This window comes from Neobacillus niacini (assembly GCF_019749295.1).
GTDB lineage: Bacteria > Bacillota > Bacilli > Bacillales > Cytobacillaceae > Neobacillus > Neobacillus niacini_D.
In genome coordinates this window covers 162706-180632 of record NZ_JACWFG010000013.1, presented here as the reverse complement: position 1 = coordinate 180632, position 17927 = coordinate 162706, and the positions used below count along the sequence as shown (strand labels likewise).

Below are 17927 nucleotides of genomic sequence, written 5' to 3'. Positions count from 1 at the left end.
TATACGTTACTATTGATTCATAAGGTTATGGCAGAATTCTCAGGAAAAAGATTATTAACAGAGTTGAACCCAGATTGATATCATCCTTAATATGATTGGATTAATTAGGGGGCTCGTTTCCATTTTTTTAAATAGACCAAAAATGGGCACACCTAGGTTTGATGTTTACAACGATTCTTTATGTGATCTTGACGGTCATTACATATGCTTTTTTTAATCAAGGGGTATTAAAATATGTTATTTGGCCTACACTTTCGATGACAAAAGTTGTACAGATGCCCTTCATAGAAAGATTTGAATATCTATTTATCTTTTCATGGATGTTAGTTATACTCCCTCCGGTCTGCTTATGCATATGGTCAGTCACAAGAGGTTTTAAAGGTGTTTTTAATAGTAAACCCAGCTTAACTTTAGCAGGGATTCATATTCTTATAAATGTATTTTCATTTATTCTTAATGATCGGATTATGATTCAGGTCTTTAAAGACATTACTGCTAAAATGAGTACCTACATTCTATTGGTGTATATACCTTTATTGTATGTTTTTGTTACAGTTAAAAATAAATTATCTACAAATAAAAGTGGACCATCACAAGATGGTTAAGGATACGAAAAACAACCTCCCTATTATGTAGGAGAGGTTGTTTTGTTCTTTAAGCTACTTTATTAATATCTACTTTTTTACCTTCTTTAAGACGTTTCTTATAATCAGCTGTTGCTGTGAAAAGGACGTCTGTTGAGGAGTTAAGGGCTGTTTCAAATGAGTCTTGTAATACTCCAATGATAAAACCTACTCCGACTACCTGCATCGCCACATCATTAGAAATCCCAAATAAGCTGCATGCAAGTGGAATCAATAATAGTGAACCACCGGCTACACCTGAGGCACCACATGCACATACAGCGGATAATACACTTAAGATAATGGCTGTAGGGATATCTACTGGAATGTCAAGAGTATGGACAGCTGCCAGTGTTAAAACAGAAATCGTTACCGCTGCACCAGCCATATTGATTGTAGCACCTAATGGAATGGAAACAGAATAAGTATCTTTATCTAGACTAAGTTTTTCACATAATTTCATATTAACAGGAATGTTGGCAGCAGAGCTGCGTGTAAAGAATGCTGTAATCCCACTTTCCCTAACACACTTCAGAACAAGTGGATATGGGTTCTGACGTAGGTTGACGTATACCATAAGGGGGTTGACAACAAAAGCCACAAATAGCATACATCCAATTAAAACAACAAGTAATTTCCCATAGCCTAAAAGAGACTCTAGTCCATTTGTTGTAATCGAATCGATAACTAGCCCCATGATTCCTAATGGAGCGAGCTTAATTACCCATGTAACCATTTTTGAAACGGCATCTGAAAAATTAGAAATCATTGTTTTTGTTGTGTCCGGAGCATTTCTTAAAGCCAAACCAAGGACAATGGCCCAAGCTAAAATACCGATATAGTTTGCATTGGCAATAGCATTAACCGGATTATCAACAACATTAAGCAATAATGTTTTAAGAACTTCAACAACACCGCCTGGAGCGGCCATATCCTCAACACCCTTTGTAAGAGTGATACTTACTGGAAAAATAAAGCTTACAACAACTGCAACTAATCCAGCAAAAAAAGTTCCTAAAAGATATAGGGACAGAATAGATTTCATATTCGTTTGCTGACCACGCTTATGCTGAGCAATGGCCGACATTACCAAGAAAAGTACCAATACAGGTGCAATTCCTTTTAAAGCACCTACAAATAATGATCCTAAAATGGTTACTGGCTTTGCCACTTCAGGTATTAGAACAGCTAAAAATATACCAATAATTAGACCAACTAAAATTTGTTTTACAATACTAATTTGATTCCACTTTTTTAATAGACTTTTCATAGATGTTCCCCCTACAAGTATCTGATAGATTGCTCCAGTTTCGGAACATTACGTATTTGTTTTTTTATTATCTAGTAAAACCTCCCCTACTTCAATTAAACTATAAATTCTAATAAATATTATTATAGAGAATATTTAGATACTTTACAATAACATTAATGTTATGTTGATAGAGTAAAAAGTTAGCTATTTGAACATGCATCTGGGAATGTTGTATAAATGTATGAATATGTTGTTAGTATAACAAGTTCATATTGCTTAATCAATAAAATATGAACGATATTTCGATATAAATATAGAACATTCGTATTTAGAACGATATTTAGAAAAAATTAAACATTAATGTTCGTGTTTTTGTGCTTTTCTTAACGATCTTCTCTTCTATATTAATAAATATTTTATAATAGGTAGAAAGACCAAGGGAAAATGGTAGGATTTACTTTCCGCCATCAACTCTTAAAATACTAATGGGGAGGTTAGTATCATGGTAAAAAGAATAATCATTCTTGGAATACTCGCATCCATATTAGTAGTATTACTAGTAGTAAAATCGCAAACCACTGTACCAGTCAGTAATCAAAGCAGTGATTCCTCTGAATACAAAACAGTAGAATATAAAATCAGTGATATAAAAGGAAATCTATATCACGGAAAAAGTGATGATGGAACGAAAATTGTTTTTTCTGCTGAAAGCATTGATTCGAGTGAAAAAATAAAAGTTGATGATGTGGTCATTTGCTATTTTGAGAAAGATAATTTTGGAAAAGGAATAGTAAAAGTGGAAAAGAAATAAGTGTCATTATTACCAAAGTATGACGGTCTAACATGTTTTCTGGATAATACAGCTGTTATTACATTTTTATCTTCAAATGGACATGTCCAACATAAAAATGGCAAAGCCCTTCTCACATGAGGAGGGCTTTGCCGTGATTAAATCTTTCTAAAATAAAGGCTCCATATGGATCAAAGCTGGAATCAATAAGACTCCCCAAAGAAGCGTGATCCAAGCGGCGAAAATCATTGCTAGTGATGAAAAAGTAGCTTCTTGTTCCCCATATTCCATTGCTTTATTGGTTCCTGCACCATGTGCTGCCATACCAAGAGCAAGTCCTTTGGCTATGGGCGTTTTGATTGATAACCATTTAATGACGGACGGTCCCAACACCCCTCCCATTACTCCTGTGATAATGACAAAAACGGTCGTAAGAGTTGGCAGTCCCCCAATTTCTTTTGAAACCTCAATCGCAATCGGTGTCGTAATCGATCTTGGAAGGATGGAAGTTACAAAATCAGATTTTAAATGAATCATCTTTGATAGTGCGAAAGTTGAAAAAATCGCTGTCAACGTTCCAGTCGTTACACTAATCATAATCGTTCCCATATATTTTTTTATCGTAGGTAGATGTTTATAAATAGGAACAGCAAATGCAACCGTCGCTGGTCCTAATAAATGGGTGAGCCATTTGGTCGCATCCAAATAGTGATTGGCAGAAACATTCATTCCTTTAATCAGCAGTATTAATAGAATAGGTGCTAGCAGCAATGGATGAAAGACTGGTAAGGCAGTTTTGGCATAAATCATTTTTGCTGACCGATAAATAATAAATGTAAGAACAGTAAACAAAATCATCATCAATGCTGCTCACCTCTTTTTCTGCCAGTAATTCTTTCTGCTACGAGAGCCGTCATCCCTAATACGATTACGGTGCTGACTCCGATCAATAGCACAATTTCTGCTCCCTGAAGACTTAAAATATCGTCATAATTCACAATTCCTACTGCTGATGGAACAAAGAATAATAACAACTCAGCCATCAGCCATTTTGCTCCTTTTTCCACCCATTCTAACTTAACAATTTTTAAATAAAGTACTAGGAAAAGGAGAATCAAACCAAACATTGATGCTGGGATAGGGAGTGGGATTATTTCCTTCAGCGCAGCACCCAGAAATAAAAACACATGTATGAACAATACCTGTAAAACAATAGCAGCAAATTTCATCATAATATCCTTTCTATTAAGAAAGAGTTTAGTTAACTCCTTTTTCCATCTGTTTTAACAATAGGATAATGGTACGATGAAATTTGTTATTCGTAAAATACATATTCAGAATAAGTTGCATAACTAAAAGTTATAATCGTTCGCTAAGTATGAAATCAATAAAGGTTTTCCCGGCATTAGAAATATAACGGTCTTTTTTCGTGATGACGGCCAGTTTCCATAGAATTTCTTGTTTTAGATTAATAACTTTAATGTCCCTATTAAATACTCTATTACAAATGGATTGTGGTAGAATGGTGATTCCAAGATTTGCAGCCACCATTTCTGACATTAGGTCCCATTGAGAGCTCTTAAATAAGATTTTTGGCTCAAAGCCCGCAGCGATAATATGATTTCTCATAATTTGATGAAGTGCGAATTCCTCATGATAAAATATAAACTCCTCCTCTTTTAATTCTTTTATATCCACTTCATTTCTAGAAGCGAGATAGTGTTCTTTGTAGACGAGCAATTTCATTTCTTCTTCTACAATCGGGTATACATGAAACTGCTTTTCATCAATGGGCAGAACGGCTACTCCTAGTTCAAACTCGCCTTCCTCCACACTTTTTACCACCCTGGCCCCTCCATACTCTGTAATATTTAATTCGATATTCGGATACGTATGATGAAACTTAGCCATTACACGTGGAAAAAACAAACTGCCAATGAAAGGAGGCAGACCAACATTAAGCTGTCCCCGTGTCAGATTTGTCATATCATTTAAGGTATCTGTCATCTCATCAAGCAAAAGCGTCATTTTCTGTGCATATTCCAGCACCACTTTGCCTGCATCAGTAATCTCACCTGTCTTATTACCTCGAATAAGCAGCTTCATGCCCAGCTCTTCTTCTAGAGCCATGATCGACTTACTCAATGCTGGCTGTGATACATGTAAATGCTCTGCAGCTTTTGTTATGCTTTTATGCTTCGCTACTTCAACGAAAGTTCGTAATTGTCTTAATTCCAAAGCAAAATACCTCCATGCCTTATGATTTTACTAAAGTATAGACCTTTTAACATTTTAAAGCTATTTGGGTATAATTTATCATTTTTTTATTATTTCGTTATAATATACGGTTTAGAAGTGAAAGATGGTAGATATATAAATGGTTTGGAAGTGATTAACAATGGAGCATATGACCGAGACCTATAATGATTACTGGTTGATTTTTTCGATTCTACTAGGAATTCTTTTTTCTTACATAGCGTTAGACCTTCGCTGGAAAATGATTATTTTTAAAAATTATAAATACAATCTTTGGTTATTAGGCTGTGCGATTGCAATGGGCATTGGGATTTGGACTATGCACTTTGTTGGGATGCTTGCGATGGATATGCCAAGTCACAGTGAGTATGATGCAAGGATAGTATTGCTTTCACTGTTGATTTCTATATTAGGCACCGGCCTCGCCTTTTTTATGATGAAAATGAATGTTGTTAGACTGCTATTTTCGGGTGTGTTTATGGGCAGTGGAATCGTTGGTATGCATTATTTGGGTATGGAGGCCATGTATCTGAACTTCTCCATCACCTATAACCTGCCAATCGTTCTATTGTCGATAGGGATTGCTTTTACCGCTGCATTCGGCTCTTTATGGGTCTTATTCTTTTTTAATCATCGCCGCTCGATGAACTTTTCTTGCCGGGTGTTGAGCAGCATCCTAATGGGCATTGGAATTGCTGGTATGCACTATATTGGGATGTGGGGAACGAAACTCCTCTATCAACCAGCTCCTATAACACAAGATGCCTATTACTCAGTTAGTTCCACTACCTTGAGTTCTTTTATCTCTGTCCCTGCGATCTTTGTCGTATTGATTATGTTATTATCTAGTGCTTTTCTTGATAAAAAGCTGATTGAACATATGAAGGATCTGAATAATCATGAGAGAAAGCTAAGAGAATCTGAGAAACTATCTCTAGTGGGAGAACTTGCGGCTGGTGTAGCACATGAAATTAGAAACCCTTTAACAACATTAAAAGGGTTTACGCAAATGATGAATGAAAATACCGACCCCGAAACCAATAAACGATATTCTAAGATTATGATTGATGAAATAAACCGAATCAATTTTATCGTGAGTGAGTTTATGGTCCTATCAAAACCACATATCGTTCAATATTCCTTAACAGATCTTTCGCAAAGTATAAAAAATGTGATTACCCTATTAAATACGCAGGCAATCATAAAAAATATTGAAATTACTCCGGAATTTATCGGTGAGCAATTTTTAATAAAATGCGAAGAAAATCAAATTAAGCAGGTTATTGCCAATCTAATAAAAAATTCAATAGAAGCCCTGCCGCAAGGAGGTAAAATTCAGATAAGGATGGAACAACAAGATACGAATCTTGTTATTTCGGTGATCGATAATGGTGTGGGGATATCGAGGGAAAATCTTCATTTATTAGGCACCCCCTTTTATACAACAAAATCAGAGGGAACCGGTTTGGGGCTAATGGTGAGCAAGAAAATTATTCAAAATCATAATGGGAAATTTGAAATTGAAAGTGTCCCTAACATCGCTACAAAGGTAACGATTACGCTGCCAACAGAACTTAGCCATTTAGAGTATGTAAAAGTGAATCTTAAAGATGACCCCACGGTATCCCAATCTTCTTAGATATAACTGCTTTACCACACTCAGAAGGGTAAAGCTTTTTTTATTGGTTTCTTAACAGTATCATTCCCGTTATCATAGGTACAATCATTAGCAATCCAACTGTAAGTGTGGGAATGGGTAAACGGCTAGAAAAAATGGCACCAAACTCTCCAAGGAAACCTCCTATCAAAAATGGAATGGCGGATTTTGTTTTGTCTGCATTTGGCTTTGCATAATACCATGCATCCCAAACCGTATAGGCATAAAATCCAGGATAAAATAATACGTATTGGAAATTTGCCGCCTCTAACGCTTTTTGGTGGAAACCATTAAAATCCAGATGAATGGCAGTATTGATTTTCCCCAATACATTATCATAATGTTCAACGAAGAGAAGAAATACGCTTTTTAGAAATTGTCGATTATAGAGTTGTCCAAATCCAGGCATCAGCATGGAAAATAAAGCAGCAAGGTTCCTCATGAAATTCTCCTTTGGACCAGGTTTATTAATTCTTTTATATAAGTGTTTATTATGTTTACCAATTATTCGGAAACAAAACAAAATATAAAAGTACATATATCGACATTTTTCGACTCTATTAACACCATTGACCTTTTTCTCTAACATAAAGTCATTTCATGATAGAAATTTGATAAAAGACTGTTTTTTTTATGTATGTAAAAAGAGTCAAAATATGCATGTACTGCATTAATACACGCATATTTTGGCTCTACTTATTTTAAATTAATACACTTTGAACCTGTCTTCGTTTAAAACGGTATTAACTAGGTCCTCTAAATAAGAATCATTGTTTTCTATTATGATTCTTTCTGGAAAGTCACTTGAGTTAAAATCTTTAACAATTTGTCTAATTCTTTCTTCTCCTACAAACGCCACTCCGCTCCGTTGTCTATCCCTATTAATTAGGGTATCTATCTCACTTTTAATTACTATTACTTTAATGTTAATGTTTAAATTCCTTATTCTATCTATAATAGAAAATAGTTGTTCTTTAGAAAAAACATAATCAGTAACTACATTTATATTATTTTTTGTAAAGTTTTCAATCAAGGCAACTATATTGTCCCATAAAATATTTAGAAAAAGATTATTGTGATCATCACAAGGATGTACCCATCCTTGTTTTACCATATTATATAACACATCCCCCTCTATATGAGCACATGACCCTTTTATACTTTTACATATCATTTCAGCCAGTGTACTCTTTCCAGCCCCAGGGGGACCACTTATTAAAAAGACCGTTCTATTTGTATTCAAAATTACACTTCCTTTGAAATAAATTAAATCAGATAATTTTAATTTTTTGTCATGAAATTGGCGTTTACCTGAACTCTTATGGCAATTGGACTTCTTCAAAATAGTAACCTATTCTATTAAGAAAACCAATCGATTTATTGGAATCCCGCAGCATATTTAATCATCGAGTTGTTCTGCTAAAAGGTTGGCGTATGTTTCCCCTCCGGCTCTTGTTAAATGAACGCCATCGCTTGAGAAAAACTCAGGATGACCAGCACTGGCACTATACCAATCCACTAGAACGGTATTAGAAATACCTTTAACGACTTCCTCTAATGTTTGATTCACCGTACTTTCCCACGCCCTAGGAACTCTGCAGTTTACTAGATACACTTTTTTACTTTCCAGGCCCTTGATAATATTTATTAAGTCTGTTTTTACAAATGGTCCATTGGTTCCAAGTTGAATAATCACATATTCCCCTAATTGGCCGCTGCTCTCCAGCTTCGTAATTACATCTGGCATCTCAGACATTTGCCGGCCGACACGGTAATCAAGTATTGCTTCTGGGTAATGGTTTTTGAAGAATGGAGCAACATCATGAAGAATCGAATCACCAATAACTGTAATGGTCTTCAATTCAGGGTCGGATTCGGGAACAGGCTCTATGATCGGATCCTTGAATTCAATCTCATTGATAGCACCTATTGTTAAGGGGGCTTTAGTACTTACAAAAACCGTTGTTTTTGCGGCAAAGACGACGCCTATTACAATTATTCCAGCAAATAGTGCAGCACAGCTTCCCAAAACAATCCTTTGTGGAACAATAGTTAGTTTTTTAAAGGCAGATAATGTAAATGTAATACGTCCTGTTCGTATCGGAGTTTCCACAAATCGGTAGGATAATGCCGAAATAATCAATGTAGCACCAATTTGTAAGAAAATCCTCCTGCTATTTAGACCATCTGTATTCACAATCGGCGTGGTTAAGACAATAATGGGGGGATAATGCCATAAATAGATACCATAGGAACGAACTCCAATCCATCGCAAAGGCTTAACACTTAGCCATTTCCCCAGCTTACTAGCAGGATGTGTGATTGCACCTACGACTAGAGTAGTTATAAGGGATAAAAGAAGCATCCCCCCTTGATAATGAAAAGAATCAAATTGGGATGTAACCATAAAGAATACGATGATCAGCAGCAATCCTATAATTCCAACAATATCAAGAATCACGCTTGCATGTCTTGGTAATGTTTTCGACAATCGTTGACTTGGCCAAACAATGGCAAGTGCAGCTCCTAACAGTAGTGAAAAAGCTCTTGTATCTGTTCCGTAATACACACGGGAAGGATCTTCTCCTGGTGTAAAAAGGAATGCCATTAACCACGCAGAAATGACCACTCCTACTAGGATTGCCAGAATCCGAAACGTACTTTTTTTTATAAAATTAAAACTAAGAATTACCAAAAACGGCCATAGGAGATAGAATTGCTCTTCGATACCTAATGACCATATATGAGTAAGCGGAGAAGCTGGACCGAAGTTGTCAAAATAGGAAACTTCATGGAAAATATACCACCAATTTGTAACATATAAAATAGAAGGAAGAAAATCCGAACGTAATTTTTCATACGCAGGATGATTCGTGAAGATCACCCATAGGGTAATAATAAAAATCATGACCAGTAAAGCCGGAGCCAGCCTGCGAAAGCGGCGAATCATGAAACGAAAGTAGTCAATTTTATTGGTTTTGTACCATTCATCAATAAGGATGTCTGTAATTAAGTAGCCAGACAAAACAAAGAAAACGGTTACGCCTGAAAACCCTCCTTGAAACCAGGGAATATTCAAATGATATAGAATAACCCCGATGACGGCTATAGCTCTAAGGCCATCTATTCCTGGCATATATCTACGTTTGCGTTTATCGCTGCTTGGGACTTCCATTCCACCCTCTCCTGCCATCATTTTGAAAGGATTAAAAAACAGTAGAGTTTCAATTACACCTCTAATGTTTTTTATGATTACGAAGGTTTAATCATTCCCCCAAAAAATTTTTCCCTTACCATGGCTATTTCAAAAATCTATTTCAAATTGATTCTAATTCGAATCAATGCATATTTCCTGAACTTTTACAAAATCTAAGGGAAAAGGAAACAGAGGTCGGATATGTTAAATCTTCTTATTAGGATAGGTTGTGTTTTAAGCTGGACCACAGTATGCCTTTTACCGAAGAAATCATTGAAGAGGTACCTGCCAGTTACAGTTCTTGCAGGTCTTTTTACGGTAACCAATGTACTCATAGGTACTCATTATCATTTCTGGGAGGAAACAGGCATCTCAAGAAAAAGAATGTGGAACCATTTAGCTCTTGTTCTAGGGCCTTTTGCTGTAGGAAACTTATGGATATTCCACTTATCTTACGGTAGGTTTGGGTTGTATTTATTAATAAACCTACTAAATAACCTGCAATATGGCTTTGGAATAATACCTTTACTTGAGAGAGCAAACTATTTAAAATATGTAAAATTCACAGGACTACATCATCTCATACTTACAATGTTTGAGTCTTTATTGTTATATGGTTACCAAACGTTTTTGGATAAGCCATATTCAGTATTTACAAAAATGACCAAGAAAAAAGCATTCAAAATATGAACGCTTTTTCTAAATAAGCTGCCCAGGTATAGGCGGCTTTATCTCATTCTTACACACGTATAACAAAAGACCGCTGATATTATATAGTTGCACACTTTTCCATACGTGAATCCCTTGAAATTAGAACCACCACTTTCGCTTTTCAAGGGAGCTTTGCATTTTTAAAATCAATTCTCTTAGTTCCTCATTATATTTACTTATTTGATTTTGTAAGTCGATTATTTGTTGATTCATTTCTGTTATTTGTTTCTGCAGTACTAGAATTGTATTTTCCTGAAGTTCTTCTGGTTTCTTTGTGGTCTCTTGAACGTTATTAGTAAGTTTCATTACATCTGAAACAGTATTCAATACTTCTGGATTTTTAAGTAATGAACCTGCAATATTCATGATCCCACTTAAATCTATAGATTTATTATCTATCAGAGGGTTATTAACCTCTGATTTGGATTCGTTTTCATTCGTCATGTAATAAACTCCACCTTTTTTATCTTAGAATAACAGAACGGATTCTTGTCCTATGCTGTTACATACTATGAAAAAATGACACATGTGTGTTTGCTAAAAACCATAAGACCAAAAAATGGGTTAAAACCATATATTATAATAATAAATAATCCATTAAAAAAGAAACCCCCAATAATACCCACTACTATATTAGGCAGTGATATTAAAGGGGTCCTTGTTACTGAGGGGAACTATATTGCTACATTATATTAACCAAGCAATGCATTAATAGCAGCAATAATGATTTGTTGTTGTTCTGGAGTGCCAAGTAAAACTGCAACAAGCAGGGCTACTAAGAGAAGCAGCACAAGAACTACTGTAACTAGATTGATAGACATCTATTTCCCCCCTTTCAACCTTATTGAAAGAGCTCTTACACCAACATGTTATGCTGATATAGTTGGACAAGTTCTAAACTATTAACCTATTTTATAAAAAATAGTATATTTTATTTCATAACATCTTTAGAACTCAAAAAAGGCACCAATTATGGTCCCATTAGTTGAAGATATTAAAGATTTTTCACATAAAAGTTTTAATTGAACAAATCATAATAACAGGAGGTGTGAAAGTTGAGAAAAAAAGATTATCCGTATTACTTCTTAGTCATAAATACTTTACTTGGATTAATTTTATTACCATTCGCCATAGTGAAACGTTCATTTAAAGATTGGATTATTGTATACCTTGTAAGTTTCATCGGTAATTTTTTTTCAGATGAATATTTAGTAACAAGAGGATATTTAAAATACCCAAAAAAACTTTTTCCAAAGTATAAAATTCACCTTCCATTTGATTATATCCATTACCCGTTAATGCTGCTTTATTATAATCAGTGGACATTGAACAGCAAACCAATTGGAATTATTTTAAAACTTTTACCTTTTGTTGTACCACAAACAATAATAGAGACAATTGCTGCAAAGAAGACTAACCTAATTAAATGGAAAAAAGGATGGACTTGGTATCACTCCTTAATAAGTCTTATGATAAAACTGTTAATTTGCAGAGCTATCATTGCAATGATAAGAACAATAAATAATGGTAAAATTTCATTAAAGTAAAATGGGAACGAAATTATTGTTATATACTTTATGATCTTTCAAAGTCCAAGCACTTCGTAAAATGAAAAAAGGCCAGACCAAAAAATTGGCTAGAAGGACTAATGAACAGAAAATCCCAAGTGGCAGCATTTACAGCCCCACTACTTTAACCGGGATGATACCGTTCTTTTTTTTTCTAATTCGAATAGTATTTTTAAGGGGTGTATCTAATGGAATTTTTAATATTGTTAATATTACTGTTACTAATATTTTGTATCTTACTATTCATTCGAAGAGACAAGGAACAAATAATAGAAAGTTTTTCCGTAGGAGACTTTTTACATCAAAACCATCATGAACACACAGAAACAACGATTATAACCAAAATCAATGAGTTTTTCGATTCAGATAATGAAGGTAGTGGAGAAGGAATTGATGACGGCGACGGTGGAGAGTAGTAATATCTTTTACCCACTCTCCATGAAAAAAGGCCAAGTGGAAAGCATTCTATTAATTATTCATTTATAAAGGATTGTAGTACCTCAATTTTTTCACCGTCCAATTGGTTTGAAACGCCGAAGGCTTCACCTGTTGCGGTTTCGTTTATAGCAATATTGACATCGTTGACCAATTGCTTTAAATATTCGAACGCTTGCTGTTGACGTTGTGTTGCGGGTTTCCCCCCCTACTTTCTCATCTATCCTTAATACGATTCAGTTAGTAAAAAGTTCTATATACACATTTTAGTATGATTTCAATTCCAAATTATTAAAATACTGTTGTCTCTATTCGTTTTGTCGCATCCTGATAAAGTGTAGTCCGTACTTTCATCAGTTTCTTTAACATCAATTGATTTGCAAGTTGCGGTACTAACACTTCCATTACCAAATTCATCTCTAGTAGTATCAGTGGTTGAAGTGATTATTTTCCCATCGTATTTAAGGTCGTGCAACAGTGGGTCCCCTTCAGTTGTATATCTTACAACTCTAATTTTATCTTCTGTACCTTGATTTACATTCTCAACAAATTTCATAAACTTCTCAAGGTTGGTTATTTCACCGTGCATATCTACAATATCCTCATCAGAAGGATTATAACTACAACCTGATATAAGTATTACAAGTATTAACACAAGCCAAATTGCTTTCTTCATTTATTGCCCCCCTCGGCTAAAGGACCGACTTCTACATTGCTGCTTCCTGTTCTGCTCTTCGGACTGCTTCAACAACAAATTCATTAGGTTCAACTCCACCTGCTGGCAAGTTAAATACAGCCCGACTTCTTCAGATCTTCTATAAATCATCCCATCTTTTCCAAGTTTCTTTGGGATTTATCTTGTAAATTCCGTTATTTCTTGACATAAAGCCATTTACAATAAATTCCCGTCTTATAGTGCAAAAATCGAAATGAAATTTTTGGATGTATTCATTGAGGTCTTTTTCTGTGTATATTTCACCCATGTTCAATTTACATACCAAATATTCATAGATAATTAGTTTTTTCTTTAATTGTGAAGGAATCGTTTTCAGACGTCCTTCAGAAGTAACAAAATTATTTAGCACGTCGTTTCTATACTTTTCTAGTACCATAATAATCCCCCCAAACAACAGATTGGCTAATTGTATAATGATCAGTAATTAAATTATTCATACTTTTCTAATACTTATTCTCTACTATAATACCAAATATTAATGCCGTCTTCCTAAATTAAGAAAACTCCACTATAAGACAAAAGTTTAATATTTTAATATTGTTTTACAAACTTTGACAATTTTCACACTTCAAAAGTAGTAAAATGTATTTATAAAAAAGATTTATATATTCAAAAGTTTGAAAGCATTGTAGCTGACTTAGTGTTCTAAAACATTAAAGAATGGCTACTAGGTTACGGAGGGGGATATTTTATGAGCACAGCAAATGCAAGAATGGAGGAAAGTGATAAAAAGGCAGACCATATATTTAAAAGGATATCGTATCCAGTATGGATTGCCATTGGTATTATCATTGTCATTGGACTCATTCTTGGGGGTATCAGTTATTATCAAGCAACTCAGTTTAATGCGAATGTGATGATCAACAGTATAAAAGTCGGCGGACTTAGTGCAAATCAAGCCTTAACAAAGTTACAATCTGTTGAATTAAAAAATGCAGTCTATATCGGGCAGCAGCCACTTTTAGATGAAAAAGATACGCCGATGGGGTTTACGGATAAAGATCTCACTGGTATAAAGAAATTATTGAAAAACCAATGGACGTTTTTTCCATCCTCTAAGGAAAAAGAATATTCATTGATACCAAAAGAAATGGAACAGTATCGAAGCGAAACGCTGCCAAATTTGATAGAAGATAAGTTAAAAACCATGAATGAAGGTCTAAAAGCCCCACAAGATGCATACGCTCGCTTGGAACAAGGAAAAATCGTGATTATCCCAAGTGTAAATGGTGAAAAGTATGATGTCTCTAGTGTACTAAAGGATTATCAGAAACAAAAATATAGCAGCGAAATACATTTAAACCCTTCATACATACAGCCTAACAAAAAGGATAGTCCTGTAGTAAAGAACCAAGAGAAAAAACTACAAGAATTCCTTCAGCATACAGTGGACTATAAGGTCCAGGACAAAGTATATTCTTTAAAAGCAAGCGATTTAATATTGAATGCCTCTTTGTCGAGTGAGATGCAGGTTACGATTGAAGCTAGTAATATTCAGAATAAAATTACGGAGATTAACAATGCACAATCCACATTAAATAAAGACTTCACCTTTAAGACCCATTCGGGTTCGGTCATATCGGTAAAAGGCAAAGGCTTTGGATGGGCATTAAAACCTGAAAATGAAGCGTTACGTATTCAGGAAGCGTTTGAAAAAGGAGAAACCTCGATTGAGGCTTCGAATCTTCATGGAAATGGCTGGGATTGGACACCAATCGGATATGAAAGAACCACCAATAATGGCATTGGTGACACGTATGCGGAAGTATCGCTTGCCCAGCAGCGAATTTGGATTTATAAAAATGGAAAGTTGGCCGTTACAACCCATGTCGTAACTGGAAAACGCAGCACGGGAGAAGATACACATCCGGGTGTTTGGTATATCCTTTATAAAAAATCACCATCCGTCCTAAGAGGCACGGCGGTCGGTAAAGGAAGTTATGAGCAGCCCGTAAATTATTGGGCCCCTTTTACGAACGATGGGCAAGGGTTTCACGATGCAGGCTGGCGCTCAAACTGGGCTAGCAATGCCTATAATACAGCAGGTTCTGCTGGCTGTGTCAACGTCCCACCTAGCGTAATGGCTTCCATTTATAATAATCTCAGCCAATATGATCCGGTTATCATATACTAATACTAGAAAAGAAGCAGCAAATTCAACGAATTGCTGCTTCTTCTTTTTTAAAAAATTTTTTCCAGTAGTGAAACCTCCCCAACATCACGGTACCGTTATTTTTATACACGCCTTAAGATTTATCAATCGTTTGAACCAGCACCAGCTCCCATAACCTTTATGAGTTCTTCCTCAAAGTCACTCGGTTCGTTGGCATAGTTATAGATTCCTAGAAACTTCTCGATGACTGCAGGATGGCTGCTGATTAGTTTGTTAACAGTATCCTGTTGTTCAGAGATGGGCTCATTTTTGGAGAGTTCGCAACCCATGTGAAAACGGACCATGAATTCAGCTTCGATAGCTTGTTGATACTCTTCTGCGATTTGATCCCATTGTTTTAGTCGTTCTTTGTTTCTATTTAGAGTTTCGGCCAATAATTGTGCTCCGCGAATTCCGTCATGAATTCCCTGTGCCATTGCAGGATCCTTAAAACAGAGGGCATCCCCAACAAGCGCCCAGCCTTTCCCCATTCCCTTGTACCAATAATTTTCATATTCATGTAGTCCTCTGATTGGTTCTGTTAGGGTTGCTGACTCCAGCCTTGCTCCGATTGTTGTGTTTGGGAATTGATCTGTCAACAGCTGTCGAAGGCTGCCCTCTGAGTTACTTTTGAAATCCTCTAGCAACCTTTTATTTGTAAGAGGAAAATTTACTGTAACAACATAGGTGTTGTCATTGGTCGGAAAAAGAATGGCCATGTTCTCTCCTCTTTTATAAACTTCGAATTTAGCTGCGCCGTCGTGCTGAATGTTGGAAAAGTAACCAAAGTAGATGGCAACAGTTGAAGGACTGGTGATTTTCTGTTCGCTTTTCACAAGCTTTCGAACAACTGAGTACCTCCCATCCGCCCCAACTACTAGTGATGCCGTGAACTCCTGCATTACTCCGAATCTATCTTCTCCTCTAACACCAACAACGAGGTCTCCATTATAAACTAGTTCGTTTACCCTAAAACCCTGCAAAACCTTAACATTTTCCAGTGAGCCGGCCTGTCTGAGCAAAATATCATCCAGGTACGTCCTTCGGATACAGTAGGATGTGTCCTCACCGTTAACAATCGGAATTGGCCCTTCTATTACGGTCTCCTCAAATTGGAACTTAATTGCCTTTACGGGTGTTGCATTCGTTTTTAAGACTTCCTCTATAACACCTAGCTCCCTCAGCAATGCAGTAGTATTGTTAAAAAACGTATTCGTCGACAAGGTGTCACTTGGGAATGTGGCCTTGTCCACCAATAACACCTTAAAACCTGCCCTGGCCAAGTATATCGCCAGTGAAGAACCCGCACATCTTGCCCCTGTTACAATCACATCATAGTTCTTTTTCACCATCTCACTCCTCGTTCTTTGGTTTTTCGTCACCTTTTAAAAATATGGCCGTGAGTAGAAAATATTCATTTTTCTGGTAATGGTGTGAAGTGATGTTTTACGTTCAATGGTCGTAGGTCGGCTTTCCCTTAAAAGGTAATTGGATACGGGCATTAATTCCTAATTTTAGTAGAATAACGATTTATTATTTGAAGTTTAAATACTATCTATCTATTATTAAAAGGGATTAATTTGAAGGGGTGGAAACATGAAGTTACGGTTGCTTGCACTTAGTTTACTGGCTGCGGCTGTCTTGACGGCCTGCAGCGCGGTGGATAAGTCTGCAGAAGCGGATACCTATAAACAGCCGAAAATTGAAGCTGTTGAGGTATCAATGGAAGAGTATCCAAAAAAAATTGGGGAACTGCATCAGAAACTGAATGATGGATTTAAGGACATGCAGCTTATTGGAGCAGAGGAAAGTTCAGAGGATCGGAACAAAAAGATTGCCGATCAACTTCAAACGATTCAGGATGTTGTAAATGAATACAAGGCCATCAAAGCTCCAGCACAATATGAAGAAATACATATGATGTATCTTGAAGCTGCTAAGCTTTATGATGAAGGATTGAGTTACAACCGCAAGGGGCTTGCTGAACAGGACAATGATACGTGGCAGAAAGCCGATACATATTTTGCAGATGCCAGTGCAATTTGGAGTGAAGCGTTTGCCCAACTCTCCGAGATAACTCCAATCCCACTGGGTGACGGCACGATTACAACCGAGGACTTGAAGAATCTTGATAAATCAGCAGGGATTGACCGTGACGCCGTCCGTAAAAATATTTCGGAGGATGGCAAGGAACTTGTGGGTAAATGGGGCTTTAAAGACTCGAAGCCTTCGATTGTAATGTATGAAGATGGAAAATATGAAGGATACGGGAATGATGCCTACCCTTCCAAGGATAATGCCTTTATCGGAAAATGGGAATGGGACGATAAACGCAAATTGATTGTGTTTACGAATGAAAAGCTGTTCAAGGATGGAAAGGAAACGGAAATGAATCGCCCAACCATGACGATGGAAGTCCTGAACTTTGGGGACGGACAACTGTTCATGAGAGATATTGAAACATTAGGTGACTTCCGGTACGAAAGTAAGGAAGAACAGTAATCATTCTGAGATAACAAAAACAAACTCGCTGCTTAGGCGAGTTTGTTTT

20 protein-coding genes are annotated in these 17927 nt (G+C 36.1%); 8 read left to right on the top strand and 12 right to left on the bottom strand.

The window, feature by feature from the left end; all coding sequences use genetic code 11:
- Positions 1-131 precede the first annotated feature (131 nt).
- Complete coding sequence (locus H0184_RS28115) at positions 132-605, top strand: GerAB/ArcD/ProY family transporter (RefSeq protein WP_396953607.1); 474 nt, start codon at positions 132-134, stop codon at positions 603-605.
- A gap of 49 nt (positions 606-654) precedes the next feature.
- Here H0184_RS28115 and sstT read toward each other — a convergent pair whose 3' ends face one another.
- Positions 655-1893 carry a serine/threonine transporter SstT gene (gene sstT, locus H0184_RS18830; protein ID WP_221827567.1) on the bottom strand — a complete coding sequence of 413 codons (1239 nt, stop codon included), beginning with the start codon at positions 1891-1893 and terminating at the stop codon, positions 655-657.
- A 484-nt stretch (positions 1894-2377) separates the two neighbouring features.
- On the opposite strand from sstT, the gene H0184_RS18825 reads away from it, so the two are divergent.
- Entirely contained in the window at positions 2378-2686 is a 309-nt protein-coding gene (locus tag H0184_RS18825) for a hypothetical protein (RefSeq protein ID WP_221827566.1), read from the top strand.
- Positions 2687-2833: 147 nt separating this feature from the next.
- On the opposite strand, the gene H0184_RS18820 is transcribed toward H0184_RS18825, so the two are convergent.
- From H0184_RS18820 to H0184_RS18810, 3 genes are all read right to left on the bottom strand, one after another.
- Positions 2834-3526, bottom strand: coding sequence for an LrgB family protein (locus tag H0184_RS18820; RefSeq protein ID WP_260631670.1), 693 nt, complete (start codon positions 3524-3526; stop codon positions 2834-2836).
- The gene (locus H0184_RS18815; protein ID WP_260631669.1) at positions 3526-3897 is read right to left on the bottom strand and encodes a CidA/LrgA family protein; all 372 of its coding nucleotides are present in this window, start codon (positions 3895-3897) and stop codon (positions 3526-3528) included. Before H0184_RS18815 ends, H0184_RS18820 begins: the two co-directional genes overlap by 1 nt.
- Before the next feature lie 127 nt (positions 3898-4024).
- A complete protein-coding gene (locus tag H0184_RS18810; RefSeq protein ID WP_221827564.1) occupies positions 4025-4903 on the bottom strand; it encodes a LysR family transcriptional regulator in 879 nt (292 codons plus the stop codon).
- A 160-nt stretch (positions 4904-5063) separates the two neighbouring features.
- Here H0184_RS18810 and H0184_RS18805 point away from each other — a divergent pair, with 160 nt between their 5' ends.
- Entirely contained in the window at positions 5064-6560 is a 1497-nt protein-coding gene (locus H0184_RS18805) for an MHYT domain-containing protein (protein WP_221827563.1), read from the top strand.
- A gap of 40 nt (positions 6561-6600) precedes the next feature.
- On the opposite strand, the gene H0184_RS18800 is transcribed toward H0184_RS18805, so the two are convergent.
- The 3 genes from H0184_RS18800 to H0184_RS18790 form a co-directional block, all read right to left on the bottom strand.
- A complete protein-coding gene (locus H0184_RS18800; protein WP_221827562.1) occupies positions 6601-7020 on the bottom strand; it encodes a hypothetical protein in 420 nt (139 codons plus the stop codon).
- 264 nt (positions 7021-7284) lie between these two features.
- Positions 7285-7821, bottom strand: a complete 537-nt coding sequence (locus tag H0184_RS18795) for an AAA family ATPase (protein ID WP_221827561.1) — start codon at positions 7819-7821, stop codon at positions 7285-7287.
- Positions 7822-7977: 156 nt separating this feature from the next.
- Positions 7978-9753, bottom strand: a complete 1776-nt coding sequence (locus H0184_RS18790) for an acyltransferase family protein (protein WP_221827560.1) — start codon at positions 9751-9753, stop codon at positions 7978-7980.
- Positions 9754-9975: 222 nt separating this feature from the next.
- On the opposite strand from H0184_RS18790, the gene H0184_RS18785 reads away from it, so the two are divergent.
- Positions 9976-10464 (top strand): hypothetical protein, encoded by a 489-nt coding sequence (locus H0184_RS18785; protein ID WP_221827559.1) that lies wholly within the window; start codon positions 9976-9978, stop codon positions 10462-10464.
- 120 nt (positions 10465-10584) lie between these two features.
- Here the strand turns inward: H0184_RS18785 and H0184_RS18780 are convergent, their stop codons facing one another.
- Together H0184_RS18780 and H0184_RS27765 are read right to left on the bottom strand one after the other, a co-directional pair.
- Positions 10585-10929, bottom strand: coding sequence for a hypothetical protein (locus H0184_RS18780; protein ID WP_221827558.1), 345 nt, complete (start codon positions 10927-10929; stop codon positions 10585-10587).
- A 248-nt stretch (positions 10930-11177) separates the two neighbouring features.
- Positions 11178-11306: a hypothetical protein gene (locus tag H0184_RS27765; RefSeq protein ID WP_260631668.1), complete on the bottom strand. Its 129-nt coding sequence runs from the start codon at positions 11304-11306 to the stop codon at positions 11178-11180.
- 234 nt (positions 11307-11540) lie between these two features.
- Between H0184_RS27765 and H0184_RS18775 the strand changes: the two genes are divergently transcribed.
- Together H0184_RS18775 and H0184_RS18770 are read left to right on the top strand one after the other, a co-directional pair.
- On the top strand, positions 11541-12032 hold the full coding sequence (locus tag H0184_RS18775) for a CBO0543 family protein (protein ID WP_221827557.1): 492 nt from the start codon (positions 11541-11543) through the stop codon (positions 12030-12032).
- A 209-nt stretch (positions 12033-12241) separates the two neighbouring features.
- On the top strand, positions 12242-12469 hold the full coding sequence (locus H0184_RS18770; RefSeq protein WP_221827556.1) for a hypothetical protein: 228 nt from the start codon (positions 12242-12244) through the stop codon (positions 12467-12469).
- A gap of 296 nt (positions 12470-12765) precedes the next feature.
- Here the strand turns inward: H0184_RS18770 and H0184_RS18765 are convergent, their stop codons facing one another.
- Together H0184_RS18765 and H0184_RS18760 are read right to left on the bottom strand one after the other, a co-directional pair.
- Entirely contained in the window at positions 12766-13164 is a 399-nt protein-coding gene (locus H0184_RS18765) for a DUF4362 domain-containing protein (RefSeq protein ID WP_221827555.1), read from the bottom strand.
- Positions 13165-13303: 139 nt separating this feature from the next.
- On the bottom strand, positions 13304-13600 hold the full coding sequence (locus H0184_RS18760) for a DUF2087 domain-containing protein (RefSeq protein ID WP_221827554.1): 297 nt from the start codon (positions 13598-13600) through the stop codon (positions 13304-13306).
- A 315-nt stretch (positions 13601-13915) separates the two neighbouring features.
- On the opposite strand from H0184_RS18760, the gene H0184_RS18755 reads away from it, so the two are divergent.
- Positions 13916-15358 carry a L,D-transpeptidase family protein gene (locus tag H0184_RS18755; protein ID WP_221827553.1) on the top strand — a complete coding sequence of 481 codons (1443 nt, stop codon included), beginning with the start codon at positions 13916-13918 and terminating at the stop codon, positions 15356-15358.
- Between the two features lie 122 nt (positions 15359-15480).
- Here H0184_RS18755 and H0184_RS18750 read toward each other — a convergent pair whose 3' ends face one another.
- Positions 15481-16725, bottom strand: coding sequence for an NAD(P)/FAD-dependent oxidoreductase (locus H0184_RS18750; protein ID WP_221827552.1), 1245 nt, complete (start codon positions 16723-16725; stop codon positions 15481-15483).
- 247 nt (positions 16726-16972) lie between these two features.
- Here H0184_RS18750 and H0184_RS18745 point away from each other — a divergent pair, with 247 nt between their 5' ends.
- Positions 16973-17878 carry a DUF3994 domain-containing protein gene (locus H0184_RS18745; RefSeq protein WP_221827551.1) on the top strand — a complete coding sequence of 302 codons (906 nt, stop codon included), beginning with the start codon at positions 16973-16975 and terminating at the stop codon, positions 17876-17878.
- Positions 17879-17927: the final 49 nt, after the last annotated feature.

Bases quoted from the DNA above. Each gene is read 5' to 3' on its own strand.
- sstT (WP_221827567.1), bottom strand. From the start codon at position 1,893: ATGAAAAGTCTATTAAAAAAGTGGAATCAAATTAGTATTGTAAAACAA.
- H0184_RS18825 (WP_221827566.1), top strand. From the start codon at position 2,378: ATGGTAAAAAGAATAATCATTCTTGGAATACTCGCATCCATATTAGTA.
- H0184_RS18820 (WP_260631670.1), bottom strand. From the start codon at position 3,526: ATGATGATTTTGTTTACTGTTCTTACATTTATTATTTATCGGTCAGCA.
- H0184_RS18815 (WP_260631669.1), bottom strand. From the start codon at position 3,897: ATGATGAAATTTGCTGCTATTGTTTTACAGGTATTGTTCATACATGTG.
- H0184_RS18805 (WP_221827563.1), top strand. From the start codon at position 5,064: ATGGAGCATATGACCGAGACCTATAATGATTACTGGTTGATTTTTTCG.
- H0184_RS18800 (WP_221827562.1), bottom strand. From the start codon at position 7,020: ATGAGGAACCTTGCTGCTTTATTTTCCATGCTGATGCCTGGATTTGGA.
- H0184_RS18790 (WP_221827560.1), bottom strand. From the start codon at position 9,753: ATGGAAGTCCCAAGCAGCGATAAACGCAAACGTAGATATATGCCAGGA.
- H0184_RS18785 (WP_221827559.1), top strand. From the start codon at position 9,976: ATGTTAAATCTTCTTATTAGGATAGGTTGTGTTTTAAGCTGGACCACA.
- H0184_RS18780 (WP_221827558.1), bottom strand. From the start codon at position 10,929: ATGACGAATGAAAACGAATCCAAATCAGAGGTTAATAACCCTCTGATA.
- H0184_RS27765 (WP_260631668.1), bottom strand. From the start codon at position 11,306: ATGTCTATCAATCTAGTTACAGTAGTTCTTGTGCTGCTTCTCTTAGTA.
- H0184_RS18770 (WP_221827556.1), top strand. From the start codon at position 12,242: ATGGAATTTTTAATATTGTTAATATTACTGTTACTAATATTTTGTATC.
- H0184_RS18765 (WP_221827555.1), bottom strand. From the start codon at position 13,164: ATGAAGAAAGCAATTTGGCTTGTGTTAATACTTGTAATACTTATATCA.
- H0184_RS18760 (WP_221827554.1), bottom strand. From the start codon at position 13,600: ATGGTACTAGAAAAGTATAGAAACGACGTGCTAAATAATTTTGTTACT.
- H0184_RS18755 (WP_221827553.1), top strand. From the start codon at position 13,916: ATGAGCACAGCAAATGCAAGAATGGAGGAAAGTGATAAAAAGGCAGAC.
- H0184_RS18745 (WP_221827551.1), top strand. From the start codon at position 16,973: ATGAAGTTACGGTTGCTTGCACTTAGTTTACTGGCTGCGGCTGTCTTG.